This window comes from Cupriavidus sp. GW823-FHT07A04, from assembly GCF_058794615.1.
Window position 1 is genome coordinate 91,635 of the sequence record NZ_JBXAHA010000005.1, and the last position, 16,374, is coordinate 108,008.

General features: G+C 63.9%; 11 protein-coding genes. 8 read left to right on the top strand and 3 right to left on the bottom strand.

What is annotated here, in order from left to right; genetic code table 11:
• Nucleotide 1 precedes the first annotated feature (1 nt).
• Nucleotides 2–1,978 carry a cytochrome o ubiquinol oxidase subunit I gene (cyoB, locus tag AC1Q7Q_RS10320; RefSeq protein WP_174425386.1) on the bottom strand — a complete coding sequence of 659 codons (1,977 nt, stop codon included), beginning with the start codon at nucleotides 1,976–1,978 and terminating at the stop codon, nucleotides 2–4.
• Between the two features lie 80 nt (nucleotides 1,979–2,058).
• Nucleotides 2,059–2,940 carry a ubiquinol oxidase subunit II gene (gene cyoA / locus AC1Q7Q_RS10325; RefSeq protein WP_492374512.1) on the bottom strand — a complete coding sequence of 294 codons (882 nt, stop codon included), beginning with the start codon at nucleotides 2,938–2,940 and terminating at the stop codon, nucleotides 2,059–2,061.
• A 306-nt stretch (nucleotides 2,941–3,246) separates the two neighbouring features.
• Between cyoA and AC1Q7Q_RS10330 the strand changes: the two genes are divergently transcribed.
• From AC1Q7Q_RS10330 to AC1Q7Q_RS10345, 4 genes are all read left to right on the top strand, one after another.
• Complete coding sequence (locus AC1Q7Q_RS10330; protein WP_492374513.1) at nucleotides 3,247–4,650, top strand: aminotransferase-like domain-containing protein; 1,404 nt, start codon at nucleotides 3,247–3,249, stop codon at nucleotides 4,648–4,650.
• Nucleotides 4,651–4,821: 171 nt separating this feature from the next.
• On the top strand, nucleotides 4,822–5,679 hold the full coding sequence (locus AC1Q7Q_RS10335) for an ABC transporter ATP-binding protein (protein WP_492374514.1): 858 nt from the start codon (nucleotides 4,822–4,824) through the stop codon (nucleotides 5,677–5,679).
• A gap of 6 nt (nucleotides 5,680–5,685) precedes the next feature.
• Nucleotides 5,686–6,522, top strand: coding sequence for an ABC transporter permease (locus tag AC1Q7Q_RS10340; RefSeq protein WP_492374515.1), 837 nt, complete (start codon nucleotides 5,686–5,688; stop codon nucleotides 6,520–6,522).
• Between the two features lie 5 nt (nucleotides 6,523–6,527).
• A complete protein-coding gene (locus AC1Q7Q_RS10345) occupies nucleotides 6,528–7,331 on the top strand; it encodes an ABC transporter permease (RefSeq protein WP_492374516.1) in 804 nt (267 codons plus the stop codon).
• Between the two features lie 382 nt (nucleotides 7,332–7,713).
• Here the strand turns inward: AC1Q7Q_RS10345 and pdxR are convergent, their stop codons facing one another.
• Nucleotides 7,714–9,216, bottom strand: coding sequence for a MocR-like pyridoxine biosynthesis transcription factor PdxR (gene pdxR / locus AC1Q7Q_RS10350; RefSeq protein ID WP_492374517.1), 1,503 nt, complete (start codon nucleotides 9,214–9,216; stop codon nucleotides 7,714–7,716).
• 260 nt (nucleotides 9,217–9,476) lie between these two features.
• On the opposite strand from pdxR, the gene AC1Q7Q_RS10355 reads away from it, so the two are divergent.
• The 4 genes from AC1Q7Q_RS10355 (at nucleotide 9,477) to AC1Q7Q_RS10370 (ending at nucleotide 16,214) form a co-directional block, all read left to right on the top strand.
• The gene (locus AC1Q7Q_RS10355) at nucleotides 9,477–10,373 is read left to right on the top strand and encodes a carbon-nitrogen hydrolase family protein (RefSeq protein ID WP_492374518.1); all 897 of its coding nucleotides are present in this window, start codon (nucleotides 9,477–9,479) and stop codon (nucleotides 10,371–10,373) included.
• A gap of 340 nt (nucleotides 10,374–10,713) precedes the next feature.
• Nucleotides 10,714–13,521: an aminotransferase class I/II-fold pyridoxal phosphate-dependent enzyme gene (locus tag AC1Q7Q_RS10360; protein ID WP_492374519.1), complete on the top strand. Its 2,808-nt coding sequence runs from the start codon at nucleotides 10,714–10,716 to the stop codon at nucleotides 13,519–13,521.
• 77 nt (nucleotides 13,522–13,598) lie between these two features.
• Nucleotides 13,599–15,116: a biotin carboxylase gene (locus tag AC1Q7Q_RS10365; protein ID WP_416053220.1), complete on the top strand. Its 1,518-nt coding sequence runs from the start codon at nucleotides 13,599–13,601 to the stop codon at nucleotides 15,114–15,116.
• Nucleotides 15,117–15,149: 33 nt separating this feature from the next.
• Nucleotides 15,150–16,214, top strand: a complete 1,065-nt coding sequence (locus tag AC1Q7Q_RS10370) for a C45 family autoproteolytic acyltransferase/hydrolase (protein WP_492374520.1) — start codon at nucleotides 15,150–15,152, stop codon at nucleotides 16,212–16,214.
• Nucleotides 16,215–16,374 lie beyond the last annotated feature (160 nt).

A 16,374-nucleotide genomic window follows, 5' to 3' on the forward strand; every position in this document is an offset into this window, starting at 1 on the left:
GTCAAGCCGCCTTGCGTAGCTGCGCATAGCGCGCGTTTTCGATGCGTTCGACTTCGGCCGCCGGGACGTAGTAGTCCACGTCGCGGTTGTAGGTCCGTGCGATGAAGGTGCCGATCACACCCAGCAGGCCAAGGCCCGCGATTGCCCACATGTGCCAGACGAGCGCGAAGCAGAGCACCAGGCCGAACGCCGACACGATCACGCCCGCGCTGGTGTTCCTGGGCATATGGATGTCCTCGTAGTGGGCTGGCCGCACATAGGCGCGCCCCGCCTCCTTGTCATCCCAGTGCTGTTCCAGCGAGGTGATGTGCGGCACATGGGCGAAGTTGTAGAAGGGGGCCGGCGATGCGGTGGCCCACTCCAGGCTGCGGCCATCCCACGGGTCGCCGGTGAGGTCGGGGTTTTGCTTGCGGTCGCGCACGCTCACGGCCAGCTGGATGAGCAGGGCGACGATGCCGGCGCCGATGATCACGGCGCCGCACAGCGCCACGATCAGGTAGGGCTGCCAGTCGGCGTGCGTGTAGTGGTTCATCCGGCGGGTCATGCCCTTGAAGCCGAGCACGTAGAGCGGCATGAAGGCCAGGTAGAAGCCCACCAGCCAGCACCAGAACGAGATCTTGCCCCAGCGCTCGTTCAGGGTGAAGCCGAACACCTTGGGGAACCAGAAGCTCATGGCGGCCAGGCAGCCGAAGATGACGCCGCCAATGATCACGTTGTGGAAGTGCGCGACCAGGAACAGGCTGTTATGCAGCAAGAAGTCCGCGCCGGGCACGGCCAGCAGCACGCCCGTCATGCCGCCGATGGCAAAGGTCACCATGAAGCCGATCGTCCACAGCGTGGACGAGTGGTAGCGGATGCGGCCGCGATACATCGTGAACAGCCAGTTGAACAGCTTCACGCCCGTCGGGATCGAGATGATGGTTGTCATGATCCCGAAGAAGGCATTGACGTTCGCGCCGGAACCCATCGTGAAGAAGTGGTGCAGCCAGACGAAGAACGACAGGATGCCGATGGACGAGGTGGCGTACACCATCGACTTGTAGCCGAACAGCGGCTTGCCGGAGAACGTGGAGATGATCTCCGAGAAGGCTCCGAAGCACGGCAGGATGAGGATGTAGACCTCCGGGTGTCCCCAGACCCAGATCAGGTTGACGTACATCATGGCGTTGCCGCCAAGCTCATTGGTAAAGAAGTGCATGCCCAGGTAGCGGTCGGCGGTGAGCAGCGCGAGCGTGGCGGTCAGCACCGGGAACACGGCAACGATCAGGATGTTGGTGATCAGCGCGGTCCAGGTGAACACCGGCATCTTCATCAGCGTCAGGCCCGGGGCACGCATGCGCAGGATGGTGACGATGAAGTTGATCCCGGTGAGCGTGGTTCCCAGGCCCGATATCTGTAGTGACCATATGTAGTAGTCCACCCCCACCGTCGGGCTATATCCCAGCTCGGACAACGGTGGATAGGCGACCCAGCCCGTGGCGGCAAAGTCGCCGACGAACATCGACATCATCACCAGCACCGCGCCCGCTGCCGCCAGCCAGAAGCTGAGCGAGTTGACGAACGGATAGGCTACGTCGCGCGCGCCGATCTGCAGCGGCACGATGACGTTCATCAAGCCGAGGATGAACGGCGTTGCCACGAAGAAGATCATGATCACGCCGTGGGCGGTGAAGATCTGGTCGTAGTGGTGTGGAGGCAGGTAGCCGGCCGCATCGCCCACAGCGATCGCCTGCTGCGCGCGCATCATGATGGCGTCGGCAAAGCCGCGCAGCAGCATGACCAGCGCCATGATGATGTACATCACGCCGATGCGCTTGTGGTCGACCGAGCAGATCCACTCGGTCCACAGGTATTTCCATTTGCCGAAGTAGGTCACGGCGCCGAGCAGCGCGACGCCGCCCAGAATGACGGCGGCCAGCGTACCCATGATGATGGGCTCATGGTACGGAATCGCCTCGAGGTTCAGTTTGCCGAACATGGATCAGTGCTCCGTGGCCGCGGCGCGGTGGCGTTGTGTGTGTGGCATGCAGTGCATGTGTTTCGGATTCATTGGCTTCATCAGTTGATGGCCAGCGGGGGGCTTTGGGCTGTGCATACGTCGCCAAGCGCATCACCACGCGTATTACCAAGCGTATTGCCGCGCATATCGCTATGCATGTACTTGTTGACGATGTTCTGGAACAGGCCGGGCGCAACGCCCGCGTAGACCGTCGCCGGCTCCTTGGTGCTCGGCAGCTCCAGCGTCTTGTAGGCCTTCTCGTCCAGCGTCAGCGGCGACTGCCTGGCCTGCCGTACCCACGCGTCGAACGCCTCGCGCGAGGTGGCCACGGTGTCGAAATGCATGTCGGAGAAGCCGGGGCCGCTGTAGGCCGCGGACATGCCCGCGTAGGTGCCGGGCGTGTCGGCGATCAGGTGCAGCTTGGTCTGCATGCCGGCCATGGCATAGACCATGCTGCCGAGCTGCGGGATGAACAGGGAGTTCATCATCGATTCCGCGGTGATGCTGAAATTGATCGGCGTATCGACCGGGATGGGCAGCCGGTTGACCGAGGCGATGCCGTAGTCCGGGTAGATGAACAGCCATTTCCAGTTCAGCGCCACGGCTTCGACGCGGATGGGCTTGACGGTCGACTCCAGCGGCTTGTAGGGGTCCAGCGAATGCGTGGTGTTCCAGATCAGCACCGCCAGGCCGGCCACAATCACGCACGGGATGGTCCAGATGACCACCTCGATCCGCGTGGAGTGCGCCCACTTGGGCGCATACGTTGCCTTGGTGTTGGAGGCGCGATACCGCCAGCCGAAATACAGCGTCAGGAAAATGACGGGCACGACGACCAGCAGCATGATGAACAGCGAGACCAGGATCAGCGTCTTTTCCTGGTGCCCGATGTCGCCCTTCGGGGATAGCAGCTCCAGCTGGCAGCCACTGAGAAGGAGCATCGCTGCTCCACCGAGGAACAGTCCCGCATGGCGGAACCCTCCCTTGCAAGCATTCAGCCAGGCGCTGGATTCTCGCCGGACAGCAGCGTCTGCCCCGGCATTTGAGTTACGCATAAGACACACCTTAGTTATGCATCACATAACCGGCGCGCGCGTCGGGACTGCCTGCCACGGCACGCTGGAAACCATCGCGAGAGAGGGGATTCCGCCGGACTGGCGGGAAACGCATACAAAGCGTTAAATGTATGGATTTGTGTGATGCTGCGGCGCATGATAATGTAAGACAAAGGCCATACATAAAGCAAAATGCATCAGAGTAAATCCATACAAGATGACGGCGCCGGTCCCGGCTGGGCCGCCGCCTTCGTGCGCGGCGAGGGCGCGCGCTACCAGCAGATCGTTGGCTTCATCGAGCGCGCGGTCGGGGACGGGCGCCTGAACCCCGGCGACCGCCTGCCACCCCAGCGCGAGCTGGCCAGGCAGCTCGGGGTGGATCTCACCACGGTGACGCGTGCGTTCACCGAGGCCAAGCGGCGCAACCTGATCGAGACGCGCGGGGCGCTGGGCACCTTCGTCGCCCCGCCAAAGGTCGAACTGGCACAGATGGTCGACCTGAGCATGAACGTGCCGCCGCCGCCCGCCGGCGTGGATTTCCATGATTTGCTGCAGCGCGGGCTTTCGCAGGTGCTGCTGCGCTCCGATGCGCACCTGCTCATGACCTACCAGCTTGGTGGCGGCAGCAGGGCGGACCGGGCCGCCGGCGCCATGTGGCTCAAGCCGGTGCTGGAGTCGGTCAGCCCGCAGCAGCTGATTGCCTGCCCCGGCGCCCAGGCCGCGCTGGCGGCGCTGATCCTCACGCTCACGCAGCCCGGCGACGCCATCCTTGCGGAGCCGCTGACCTATCCCGGCCTGCGCGCGGCGGCCGAGCAGCTCGGGCGCCGCGTGGTGACGGTGGCCACCGATGACGACGGCATGCGGCCCGATGCGATGGAGCAAGCGTTGCGCGAGCATGGCGCACGCGCGATCTACCTCAACCCGACCATCCAGAACCCGACCACGCGGACCATGCCCGCGCACCGGCGCCGCGATGTCGCGCTGACCGCGCAGAAGTGCGGCGCCTGGATCATCGAGGACGATCCTTACTGGCTGCTCGGCAGCGACGCGCCGCCGCCCGTGGCCCACTTTGCGCCGGGCCAGGTCTACTACGTTGCCACGCTGTCGAAATGCCTGAGCCCGGGGCTGCGGACCGCCTATATCCGCCTGCCCGAAGCGCGCAGCCGGGCGGGCGTGCTGGCCGCGCTGCGCTCCTTCGCGCTGATGTCCACGCCGCTGTCGACAGCCCTGGCCACGCAGTGGATTCACGAAGGCTCCGCCGCGCAGTTGCTGGCCGGGATCCGCACGGAAGCCTTCGCGCGGCGAGAGCTTGCACGGCAGTTGCTGTTCAGCGCGGACCAGGCACCACCCAGCGGCATACACGTCTGGCACAACTTGCCGAGCTACTGGACTTCGCTGGCGCTGACGCAGGCCGCGCGTGCGGAGGATCTGCGTGTTACCGCTTCCGATGCGTTCTATGCTGGCCCCACGCCGCCCAATGCGATCCGCATCTCGCTGGGAGGTGTCGAGACGCGTGCCCATCTTGCTGCTGCGTTGAAGAAGCTGGCTGAGTTGCTGGTGCGCAGGCCGCAGGCGTCGCGGGAGATTGTGGTTTAGGGGGAGTTTTTTGGGTCTGCGCCGATCTGCGTGGCGAAGTGAGGGTCTCAAGACGACGCCAGGCGGAAGCACCGTGGCCGCAAGATCGGAAAGGTTGGGGTGTGGGGTGGACCGCCGATCACACTTCATGTAAGCTTGCCCGCCCTCTTTGCGCCGCCATACCGCGCCGCCATGCCCCAGATCATCGTTAGTCGTCTACACAAGACCTACCGCATCCACGAGCGCGACCCGGGCGTGCTCGGTGCGCTGCGTGCGTTGATTCGGCCGCGCTCTCGCACGGTCGATGCGCTGGCGGGGGTGTCATTCGAACTGCAGCGCGGCGAACTGCTGGGCCTCATTGGCCCAAACGGCGCTGGCAAATCGACCACCATCAAGATCCTTGCCGGTATCCTGCGGCCCGACGGCGGCCGCGTCGAAATCGACGGGCGCGTCCCTTTCGCCGACCGCGAGCGGCACGTGGCACGCATCGGCGTGGTGTTCGGGCAGCGCACGCAACTTTGGTGGGATCTGCCGGTGGGCGACGGCTTCGCGCTGCTGCGCGACATCTATCGGGTCGACCCGGTGCGCTTTGCCCGCACGCGCGACGAACTGGTCGCGCTATTGCATCTCGAGCGCCTGCTTGACCAGCCGGTGCGCCAGTTGTCGCTGGGGCAGCGCATGCGGGCGGAGATAGCGGCGGCGTTGCTTCACGAACCCGACATCCTCTTCCTGGACGAGCCGACAATCGGGCTCGATGCGCCCACCAAGCTCGCGGTCCGTGACTTCGTGCGGCGCGCCAACCACGAACGCGGCACCACCGTGTTACTGACCACGCACGACATGCATGACATCGAGGCGCTGGCCAAGCGTGTGATCGTGATCGGCCACGGCCGCGTGCTGGCCGACTGCGCGGTCGACGCGTTGCGGTCCCAGGTGGTGGCTGCGCGCCGATTGGATGAGGGCCTGTCAGCGGACGCGGAAGACGAGGGTATGACCATCGAGGCCGTCATCGCGCGCTTCTACGCGATGCACGGCGCGGTCGAGGCCTAGTCCATGATGGCGCCGCGCGAACTCCTGCGGCCCTATCTCGCCGCGTTCAGATCCCGGTTCCTGCAGATGCTGCAGTACCGGGTGGCGGTATACGCGGGCTTCGTTACGCAGTGCTGGTGGGGGGGAATCAAGATCATGGTACTGGTGGCGTTCTACCGCAGCGCGGCGGCGGCGAGCGCGCCGCTGTCGCTCGCGCAGGCCATCACCTACACGTGGTTGGCCCAAGGCTTGCTCGCACTGCTGCCGTGGATGGGCGACCCAGAGGTGGCGCAGGCGGTGCGCACCGGAGCCGTGGCATACGACCGGCTGCGGCCGGTGAATGCCTATGCGCTGTGGTTTGCACGCTCGGCCGGCTGGACGGCGGCGCGCGCGCTACCGCGTGTGGCCCTGATGCTGGCCTTTGCTGGCATTGCGCTGCCAATTGCCGGGCTGGGTGAATGGGCCTGGCAGCCGCCTGCCGGACTGGCTGCGGGCTTGGGCTTCATCGCCTCGGTGCTGCTCGCGCTGCTGCTGTCCACATCGCTGGTGATGCTGCTCAACATCGCGGCGGCAGCCGCGCTCAACGAACGCGGCATCAATACGCTGGCGGGACCCGTCGTCATCGTGTTCTCCGGGAACCTGCTGCCTCTGGCACTACTGCCCGACACCTGGCAGACCGTGCTGCTGGTGCAACCGTTAGCGGGCGTGATGGATATTCCGGCGCGGATCTATTTCGGGCAGCTGGGCGGCGCGCAGATGCTCTGCGGGCTGGGCCTGCAATGCCTGTGGATCGTGCTGCTAGTGACCGTTGGCCATGCGGCCATGGGACGCACGATGCGCCGGCTCGACGTGCAAGGCGGTTGAGGCGCATGGGCTCGCTGGCATTGTTCGCCCGCCTCGTGATGGCTTCGCTGAGCGGCCAGGCACGCTATCCGGCCTCGGCGCTGTTGCTTACGGTGGGGCAGTTCCTCGTCACCGGAGTCGAGGTGGTCGCGGTCTGGGCGCTGTTCCACCGCTTCGGCGACGTGCAGGGTTGGAGAATCGGCGAGGTGGCGCTGTTCTACGGGCTGGTGAACTGCATGTTCGCCATCGCCGATGCCCTGGGGCGCGGCTTCGACGTGCTGGGCACGGCGTTGTTGCGCACCGGCGAATTCGACCGGTTGCTATTGCGGCCTCGTCCCCTGGCTCTGCAATTGATGGGGCACGACGTCCGCATCAGCCGTCTGGGGCGCTTGTTGCAAGGGCTGATGGTATTGGCTTTCGCAACGGTGCAGGTGGGCATCGCGTGGACACCGGGATCCATCGCCATCGCCCTGTTTGCGGTCGCAGGCGGCGTGGCGCTGTTTCTGGGCATCCTGGTACTGCAGGGCACGCTGTCCTTCTGGACCATCGAGAGCCTCGAAATCGCCAACGTCCTGACATACGGCGGCGTACAGGCGACGCAGTATCCGCTGGCTCTGTATGCGCAATGGTTCCGGTACGTGCTGACCTTTGCCGTGCCACTGGCCTGTGTCGCCTACTACCCTGCGCTGGCCATATTGGGCAAGGCCGATCCACTCGGTGCGCCTGCCTGGACAGGGCTGGTGTCGCCGTTGGCGGGTTTCGTTTTTCTCCTGGCGGCTTTCGGCGCGTGGCGTGTCGGGCTGCGCCACTATGCCTCGACCGGCAGCTAGTCGGTAACGCGCCTGTCCGTTTTCGCTTCGGGGGTTGCCTCCGCAACCACCTGCCTGGCATCCCGGCTCACCACGAAACCATCACGACATGATGTATTTCGGCACACCGAACTGGTAGCGGCAGATTGGCGAGTGGGCAAGAATGCCGCTACCGGGGGCCTCACCCCGAAACCAGTATCACTCGCGGGATCGTGGTGATTGATGCCGGTAGCGGCATGAGTTCGTTAGAGCCCGGGGCCTGACGACGAAACTACCGGGCCGCGCGGTCCCGACACGCCAGCACCTAGAAGCCCCAAAGGACCGCCCCAAAACGTTCCCCTGCGCCAGTAGCAGACGCGCCGCCCAATTTTGTGCGGCGTGGCATGGCCGCGTCCGGCCGCCATCAAGACCCCTTCACCAACTCAATAGCCCGCGCCAGCTTACCAACCGCAGGTGCAATCTCCGCATCCGCAACCCCACCATAGCCGAGCACCAACCCATTCTGCGCCTGCAGCGAATCAGCAAAATACGACGACAACGGTCGCGCCACGATCCCGTGCGCCAGCGCGAAACGCGATACCAACTGGTCATTGGCATGCCGGAGTATGACGCTCAGATGCAGCCCGGTATCGGTGCCCACGATCGCCACCTCGTCGCCAAGCTGGCGCTGCAGTTCGTCAATCAGCAACACCTGGCGCTCGCCGTAGATCTTGCGCATGCGCCGTACGTGCGCAGCGTAATGGCCATCGGAAATAAACTCCGCCAGCGCGGCTTGCACCGATAGCTGTCCGCCGCGATGCAACTCGGATTGCGCTACCGAGAAGGCGTCGACCAGTTCCGGTGGCACGATCAGGAAGGCGAGCCGCAAGCCAGGATAGAGCACCTTCGAGAAGCTGCCGACATAGATGGTGTTGCGGTGCGGGTCCAGCCCCTGCAGCGACGGCAAGGGTGCGCCCTGATAGCGGAACTCGCTGTCGTAGTCGTCTTCGATGATCCATGCGTTGTGGCGATGCGCCAGCTCTGTGAGCAGGCGGCGGCGCGCAAGGCTCATCACCACGCCGCTCGGGTATTGGTGAGAGGGCGTGACGAAGATCAGCCTTGGCGCGCTCTCTGGTGCAACCGGCGGCCGGATCCCGTGCTCATCCACCGTAATGCCCTCCATCTGCAGGCCCGCCGAGCGAAAGACACTGCGCGCGCCCCAATAGCATGGGTCCTCGACCCAGACCAGTTCGCCCGGGTCCGCGAGCAGGCGGGCGCAGAGATCGATGGCCTGGTGGCTGCCCTGCGTCACGATGATCTGCTCCGGCGAACAATCCACGCCGCGGGCGAGCGACAGGTACTCCGTCAGCGCGCGCTTGAGCGGCGGATGGCCATGCCGGCTGCCATAGCCCAGTTGCTCCTGGCTGGCGGTCTTCCAGACCTTGGTGATCAGGCGCTGCCACACGCCGCGCGGGAACTGGCTGACATCCGGAATGCCGGGCACGAACGCACCCACTTGCAGGTCCGATGCGCCAACGCTGGCCAGCAGTTCGCGCGCGCGCAGCGAGAGCCTGGATTCATCGCCGGGAAGCGCGGGTTCGCCGGCCCGGCCGGGGTCGACGATGCGGGCGAGCAGGGCGGGGTCGGGGGCGGTGTCGCCAACGTAGGTGCCGCTGCCGCCGTGCGTGTGCGTGTAGCCCTCGTCGGTGAGCCGCTCGTAGGCATAGAGGACCGTGTTGCGGGCAATGCTCAGTTCACGGGCAAGTTCGCGGGTGGGTGGCAACCGTGTGCCCGGGGATAGCTGGCCGGCGAGGATGGCCTCGCGGATGTCGTCGAACAACTGCCTGTTCAGCGGAGCACCGGATCGTTCGGGCTGGCTCCAATGACTGCGCGCGAGAAGCCAATCGGTCAACGGCGTCTCTCTCAATTCTTGGCTCCATCTGAAAATTTGTACCGGCACTATACAGTGGAGCCAACGGGCTTGTAGAGTAGATCCCATCATGTCGCGGCATTACCACATAACCATTTCAACTAAGTAACAGACCGCCGGCTTGGCCCCAAAAAGTGTGAAAGACCAGCTATTGAGCGGGCACTTAATTCACTGCCTAAATGCGATGGGGCAATGGCGAATATCCCCATATCGGTGCGTGCTGATGTACCAGTATGTTGTATTTATCGAGGCATTAAATGAAGCGTTTTGCAGTAGCAGGTATCCAGATGCCGGTGTCGGCATTCGACGAGAACATCACGCAGATGAATCGCTACCTGGCCCATGTCAGGCACCGCTTTCCGTGGGTCGACATGGTGATGTTCTCCGAGCTGGCGGCGTTTGGCCCGAGCCCGGCCAAGGCCGAGGAAATGCCGGGCGCAGCCGAGGCCCGCCTGTGCGAGATGGCTGCCAAGTACGGCTTGTGGCTGATCCCCGGATCCTTGTTCGAGCGTCGCGGCGGCGCGATCTACAACACCGCGCCGGTGATCGACCCCGCCGGGAACGTGGTTGCCCGTTTCCGCAAGCTGTTTCCCTTCCGGCCCTATGAGCAAGGCATCGCCGCGGGCAGCGAGTTCGTGGTGTTCGATGTGCCGGACGCGGGGCGCTTCGGCATCTCGATCTGCTATGACATGTGGTTCCCGGAGACGACCCGGACACTGGTTGCGATGGGCGCTGAAGTGATCCTGCACCCGACCATGACGGACACCATTGACCGCGACATCGAATTGTCGATCGTGCGGGCATCGGCGGCAACCAACCAGGTCTATTTTTTCGATATCAACGGTGTCGGTGACGGTGGCGTGGGCCGCTCCATCGTGGTGGATCCCGCTGGCTATGTGCTGCATGAAGCCGGCCCGGGCACCGCGGAGATCATCCCCGTGGAGATCGATTTCGAAAAGGTCCGGCGCGAGCGCGAGCGCGGCTTGCGCGGGCTTGGCCAGCCGCTCAAGAGCTTCCGCGACCGGGAGGTGGAGTTCCCGGTCTACCAGCGCAACAGCGGCGCGGATGCCTATCTCCACACGCTTGGCAAGCTGGTGAAGCCGGGTGTCCTGGAAGACGCAAAGCCGGAAGTGACCGGGCCGGCGGGCGAGTAGCCGCCGGGGGCAAAGCCTCGGCAGGCCGCCACGTTATTCCGGTGCGGCGAAAAAACAGAATTCAAATATCCAAGGGAAAGCGTGATGGCTGGCCCAATGGATAGCGCTTGCTTTCAAGGTTGCTATCGACCCGCTTGATAAAAAGGAGCCGGTGAATATCGGGCCGGAAATAAAACGGTCGTTCTATTAAACGGATTCGCAGTTGCAGATCCGCGCATTGAGATTATCTAGTTAGCAGAGGAATAACATGGCACGCAGCACGGCACGAAAAGCAAAGACCGGGCAAAACATTTCCCTAAACCGTTACCGCAGCGTTTGGGAAATGCGCGCGGATGGCTGGATGAATCTGACTGACGACCTGGGCCGCCTGGTCAATCTCGCGCGGGAGTGCAAGGAATTCATCGAACGCCACGCCCGGGTAAAAGAGACGCTGGCCATGCTTGAACCGATCGAGCGGTTCTGGGCATTCCCGGGGCACCGATTGTTCGAGGAGCTGACCGCGTGGTTCGAGGCTGGCGACCTGGGCCGGCTGAACATCGCCGTGCACCGTATCAACCGCATGCTGGCCAGCGATACCTATCGCCATAAGAAGCTGTCGCTGGATGCGGAGTCGGAGGAGCCGTCCGAGATCGAGACGGAAGAGGAGATGCAGGCGCAAATAGCACGACCGTACTTTGAGGTCCTGATCGTCGACGACATGACGCGCGAGGATGAAGAGGCCTTGCGCCGGCGCGTTCAGCGCAAGCAGCGCGTGGATGATCCCTTCGTGTGGGACGTGGTGGTGGTGCCAAGCTTCGAGGATGCGCTGATTGCCACGCTCTTCAACTTCAACCTGCAGGCTTGCGTGATCCGGCATGGCTTTCCGTTCAAGTCCGAGTATGAGCTGGACCTGCTGCGCAAGTTCCTGGAAGGCCTGGACGAGGGCATCGAGGAGCAGCCGGAATCCGAGCGCGGCCCCTTGCTGGGGCAGAAGATTGCGGAGCTGCGGCCGGAACTGGACCTGTATCTGGTCACGGACGTGAAGGCCGAAGAGATCGCGTCGCGGCTGGGTGAGGTCTTCAACCGGATCTTTTTCCGGGAGGAGGACCACACCGAGCTGTACATGTCGATCATGAAAGGCGTGTCGGAGCGTTACAAGACGCCGTTTTTCACGGCGTTGAAGGAGTACTCGAAGCAGCCGACCGGGGTGTTCCACGCCTTGCCGCTGGCGCGGGGCAAGTCGATCATGAACTCCCACTGGATTCAGGACATGGCGCAGTTCTACGGCCTGAATCTGTTCATGGCCGAGACCTCCGCCACGTCCGGCGGGCTCGACTCGCTGCTGGACCCCATCGGCCCCATCAAGGTCGCGCAGGAGTATGCCGCGCGCGCATTTGGCGCGCGCCGCACCTTCTTCGCGACCAATGGCACTTCGACGGCCAACAAGATCGTGGTGCAGGCGCTGGTCAAGCCGGGCGATATCGTGATGGTAGACCGCAACTGCCACAAGTCCCACCACTACGGCATGGTGCTGGCGGGCGCCAAGGTGGCGTATCTCGACTCCTATCCACTGGACGATTTCTCGATGTACGGGGCGGTCCCTATCGCCCAGATGAAGCGCACGCTGCTGCGGTTCAAGCGGGCGGGCACGCTGCACAAGGTCAAGATGGTGCTGCTGACCAACTGCACGTTCGATGGCGTGGTCTACGACGTGAAGCGCGTCATGGAGGAGTGCCTGGCCATCAAGCCCGACCTGATCTTCCTGTGGGACGAGGCCTGGTTTGCCTTTGCCCGCTTTCATCCCACCTACCGCCAGCGCACCGGCATGGATTCGGCGTCGCGCCTGCGCCGCGAGCTCGATAGCGAGGATTATCGCCGGCGCTACGATGCATTCACCGCATCGTTCGGCGGGGCGGACTGGGATGATGAGGAGAAGCTTGTCGCCACCCGCTTGATGCCGGATCCGGACCGCGCGCGGGTACGGGTCTACGCGACCCAGTCCACCCACAAAACCCTGACCTCGCTGCGCCAGGGCTCCATGATTCACGTGTGGGACCAGGACTTCAAGGACAAGGCGGAAGAGGCGTTCCACGAGGCGTACATGACGCACACCTCCACCTCGCCGAACTACCAGATCCTGGCCTCGCTCGATGTCGGCCGCCGCCAGGTGGAGCTGGAAGGCTACGAACTGGTGCAGCGCCAGATGGAACTGGCCATGACACTGCGCGAGTGGATCCACACGCGCCCGTTGCTCAAGAAGTACTTCCAGTTCCTCAACGTCTCCCGCGTGGTGCCGACCGCGTACCGGCCATCCGGCATCGAGGCGTACTACAGCCCGGAATCCGGCTGGGCCAATATGGAAGCCGCGTGGCGCGTCGATGAATTCGCGCTGGACCCGACCCGGCTGACCCTGTCGATCGGCACCTCCGGCATTGACGGTGACACGTTCAAGAACAAGTACCTGATGGACAAGTACGGCATCCAGATCAACAAAACGTCGCGCAACACCGTCTTGTTCATGACCAATATCGGTACCACGCGGTCGTCGGTGGCTTACCTGATCGAGGTGCTGATCAAGATTGCCAGGGAGCTGGAGGAGCGCACGGCGGACATGAGCGTGATCGAGCGCCGCCTGCACGAGAAGCGCGTTTCGTCGCTGACCAGGGAACTGCCGCCGCTGCCGGACTTTTCGCACTTCCATTTTGCGTTCCGCAGCGTGTGCAACAGCGGGCAGATCGAGACGCCGGACGGCGATATCCGCAAAGCCTTCTTCATGTCCTATGACGAGGAGAACTGCGAGTACCTGAACATGGCCGAGGTGGCCAAGGCCATCTCCAAGGGCCGTGAAGTGGTATCGGCCTTGTTCGTGATTCCCTACCCCCCGGGCTTCCCCATCCTGGTGCCGGGGCAGGTGATCAGCTCCGAGATTCTGGAGTTCATGCAGGCGCTGGATGTGCGGGAGATCCACGGTTACCGCCCGGAGTTGGGCTTCCGTGTGTTCAGCGACGGGGCGCTCCAGCAACTGGCGCTCCAGGCCGCCGGCGAGGCAGCTGCGGCGGTGGCGGCCGCGGCGAAGGCGTCGGTCTCGGCCGTTGTGGAAGTCTCGACGGCAACGGTCGATGAAGTGGCGGCGGCGGCCCTGGCGGAACGCCCCGCGGCAAAAAAGTAGCGAGGCGGGAGGCTGGGACAGGCGCCCGGCTTCTCGCAACAGAGCCCATGTCGACAAAAAAAGAATGCCGGACCTGGATGTCCAGGAACCGCGGGAAACCCGCGTCCAGCCGGCCCCGAGTTCATCAGGAGAAAGCCGCGATGCAAAAAGTCCGTAATGTCTCAGATCTGCGCGTGATGTTCCACAGGAACGAGAAGCCCATCTACTTCATCAGCGCCACTAACTTCAATCTCCTGGGCATCGATCAGTGGGTCAACCGTTTCAAGTACATCAACTACATCGATTGCTTCGACGGCCGCCATCCCAATGTCTTCGTGCCGCAGGCGCTGCCGCACGAGGAGTTCACCTCGATCGAGGACATCAACAACTACCTGCTGCAGCATAAGGACGTGGTGGAAATGATCGAGCAGCGGGGGGGACGGCCTGCCGCGACCTTCCTGATGTTCGATGAGAAAACCGAAGAGCTGGCCGACGAGCTGGGGCTTGACGTGTGGTTCCCGCCGGCCGCGCTGCGCAGCCGCTGCGATAACAAGATGGAGACTGTGCGCATCGGCAACAAAGCTGGCGTGCACTCGGTGCCCAACGCACTGGAGAAGGTGGACAGCTACGAGCATCTGATGCAGATCGCGGAGCACCACGGTCTGGGCAATGACCTGGTGGTGCAGAGCGCGTTCGGCGACTCCGGCCACACCACCTTCTTTATCGCAAGCGTTGACGATTTCAACAAGCACAAGGATGAGATCGTCAACGACCCCGAAGTCAAGATCATGAAGCGCATCAACTGCCGCGGCGCGACCCTGGAGGCCTGCGCCACGCAGTCAGGCACGCTGGTCGGGCCGCTGCTGACCGAGGTGGTGGGCGCGCGTGAACTGACCCCCTACAAGGGCGGCTGGTGCGGCAACGAGATCTTCCCCGGGGCGTTCTCGGAAGACGTCAGGATGAAGGCGCGCGACATGGCCTTCCGTTTCGGCAACCAGTTGCTGGAGGAGGGCTATCGCGGCTACTTTGACCTGGACTTCCTGATCGACGTCGATAGCGGCGAGGTGTATCTCGGCGAGCTGAATCCCCGCATCTGCGGCGCCAGCCCGATGACCAATCATGCGGCCTTCGCCTATGCGGACGCGCCGTTGTTCCTGTTCCACCTGCTGGAATTCTCGGGTGTGCCATTCGACCTCAATGTGCGCGAGCTCAATGAGCGCTGGGCCGAGAAGTCGTTCATCGACGGCTGGTCCCAGCTGGTCATCAAGTACACCGAGGACAACGTGGATATCGTGACCCATGCGCCGCCCTCGGGCATCTATCGCATGGCATCCGACGGCTCCGTGTCCTACCACCGCTTCGACTCCAACCGTCGCGAGATCGAGAGCGAGCAAGAAGCCTTCTTCCTGCGTATCACCGGGCCCGGCGACTATCGCTACGAAGGCGCGGATCTGGGCATCCTGATCACGCGGGGTCGTTCGATGAACGACGAGTTCAAGCTCAACGAGCGCGCGCACCAATGGATCCGGGGCATCAAGCAGTATTACGTGGCCAAGCCCCTGGTTGCCGCACAGGCCGAGCTGGCGCCGCAGCCGGGCGCGTTCAAGATCCTGTAGGCCGAAGGTCCAACCACGAGAGGCCAGGAATTCATGCGTTGTACATTCGAAGCGATCAGTGAGGACTTGCCCGGCCAGCGATGGCAGAACATCTTCCGGCAGTTCTGGCCCGGGTACCGGCAATGGTATCTGCGCGACGGCGATCGCGCGCGGCCGGGCTTCCTGATGTGCCGCAAGGCCTTGCGCCACCACATGCCGGAGCTGGTCCCGACCTGGGAGCGGCTGGTCGAGCTGTCCGGCGGCGGCGACCTGGAAGCGCGCTTCCTCTCGATGTGGGGGCCGCCGCCCTACATTGCCGGCTGCTCGCAGGCGGTGTGGCTGCCGGTGGACGGGCAGCAGGCTGCAGGCGCCACGCCCGCGCTGTTGCGCAACTACGATTTCGCCCCGGCTTTGCTCGAGGGCGTGTGGCTGGCGTCCAGATGGCATGGCCAGCGGGTGGTGGCGGTCAACGACTGCCTGTGGGGCGCGCTCGACGGCATCAACGAGAGCGGCCTGGCCGCGTCGCTGTCGTTCGGGGGCCGCAAGGCGGTGGGTAATGGATTCGGCATTCCACTGGTCTTGCGCTACGTGCTGGAGTTCGCGGAGAACGTCGACCAGGCCGTGGAAATGCTCGCGCGCATCCCGGTGCATATGAGCTACACGGTGAGCCTGCTTGACCGCCGCGCACAGTGGGCAACGGTGTTTGTCACGCCGGACCGGCCGCTGGAGGTGGTGCGCAAGCAGGCGGTGAGCAACCTGCAGCATGGCGTCGAGTGGACGGCGCACGCCAATGCGACCCTGGCCGAGGCCAGGGAGCAGACGCTGGCTGTTGCGGTGCGGCAGGCCGAGGATGCCAAGGCTGTCCTGCGCGCGCTGCTACGCCCGCCGCTGTTTCAAACTGCCTACGGGCGTGGCCACGGCACGTTGTACAGCGCCGTCTATCACCCCTATGACGGTTCCGTCGAAATGGTCTGGCCAGATGCCGTCTGGCGGCAGTCCTGCAGCCATTTCCTGCCCGGCGCCCGGATGATCGAGTTCGACGTGGAGAGCACCGCGCTGCCGCATGCGGTGGTGCCGGCGCGCCGGTGGATGCTCGACGATGTTGGCAGTTTTCAGTGAGTTTCCTAGTCTCATAGTCATGGGGGAAGGCATGCATGGCGAATCCGGGCTGCCTTTGGCCGCAGGCTAACCATCGAATACGCGCAAACGCAAGCAGGACGCGGCCCGGTCCGGACCGCGGCGACCCAATTCGCCAGAACATATCCGAGGGTGGCGGCTT

Coding starts and splice junctions, on each gene's coding strand:
- cyoA (WP_492374512.1), bottom strand. CDS start 2,940: ATGCTCCTTCTCAGTGGCTGCCAGCTGGAGCTGCTATCCCCGAAGGGC.
- AC1Q7Q_RS10335 (WP_492374514.1), top strand. CDS start 4,822: ATGCCCCAGATCATCGTTAGTCGTCTACACAAGACCTACCGCATCCAC.
- cyoB (WP_174425386.1), bottom strand. CDS start 1,978: ATGTTCGGCAAACTGAACCTCGAGGCGATTCCGTACCATGAGCCCATC.
- AC1Q7Q_RS10340 (WP_492374515.1), top strand. CDS start 5,686: ATGGCGCCGCGCGAACTCCTGCGGCCCTATCTCGCCGCGTTCAGATCC.
- AC1Q7Q_RS10360 (WP_492374519.1), top strand. CDS start 10,714: ATGAATCTGACTGACGACCTGGGCCGCCTGGTCAATCTCGCGCGGGAG.
- AC1Q7Q_RS10370 (WP_492374520.1), top strand. CDS start 15,150: ATGCGTTGTACATTCGAAGCGATCAGTGAGGACTTGCCCGGCCAGCGA.
- AC1Q7Q_RS10345 (WP_492374516.1), top strand. CDS start 6,528: ATGGGCTCGCTGGCATTGTTCGCCCGCCTCGTGATGGCTTCGCTGAGC.
- AC1Q7Q_RS10365 (WP_416053220.1), top strand. CDS start 13,599: ATGTCCAGGAACCGCGGGAAACCCGCGTCCAGCCGGCCCCGAGTTCAT.
- AC1Q7Q_RS10355 (WP_492374518.1), top strand. CDS start 9,477: ATGAAGCGTTTTGCAGTAGCAGGTATCCAGATGCCGGTGTCGGCATTC.
- AC1Q7Q_RS10330 (WP_492374513.1), top strand. CDS start 3,247: ATGCATCAGAGTAAATCCATACAAGATGACGGCGCCGGTCCCGGCTGG.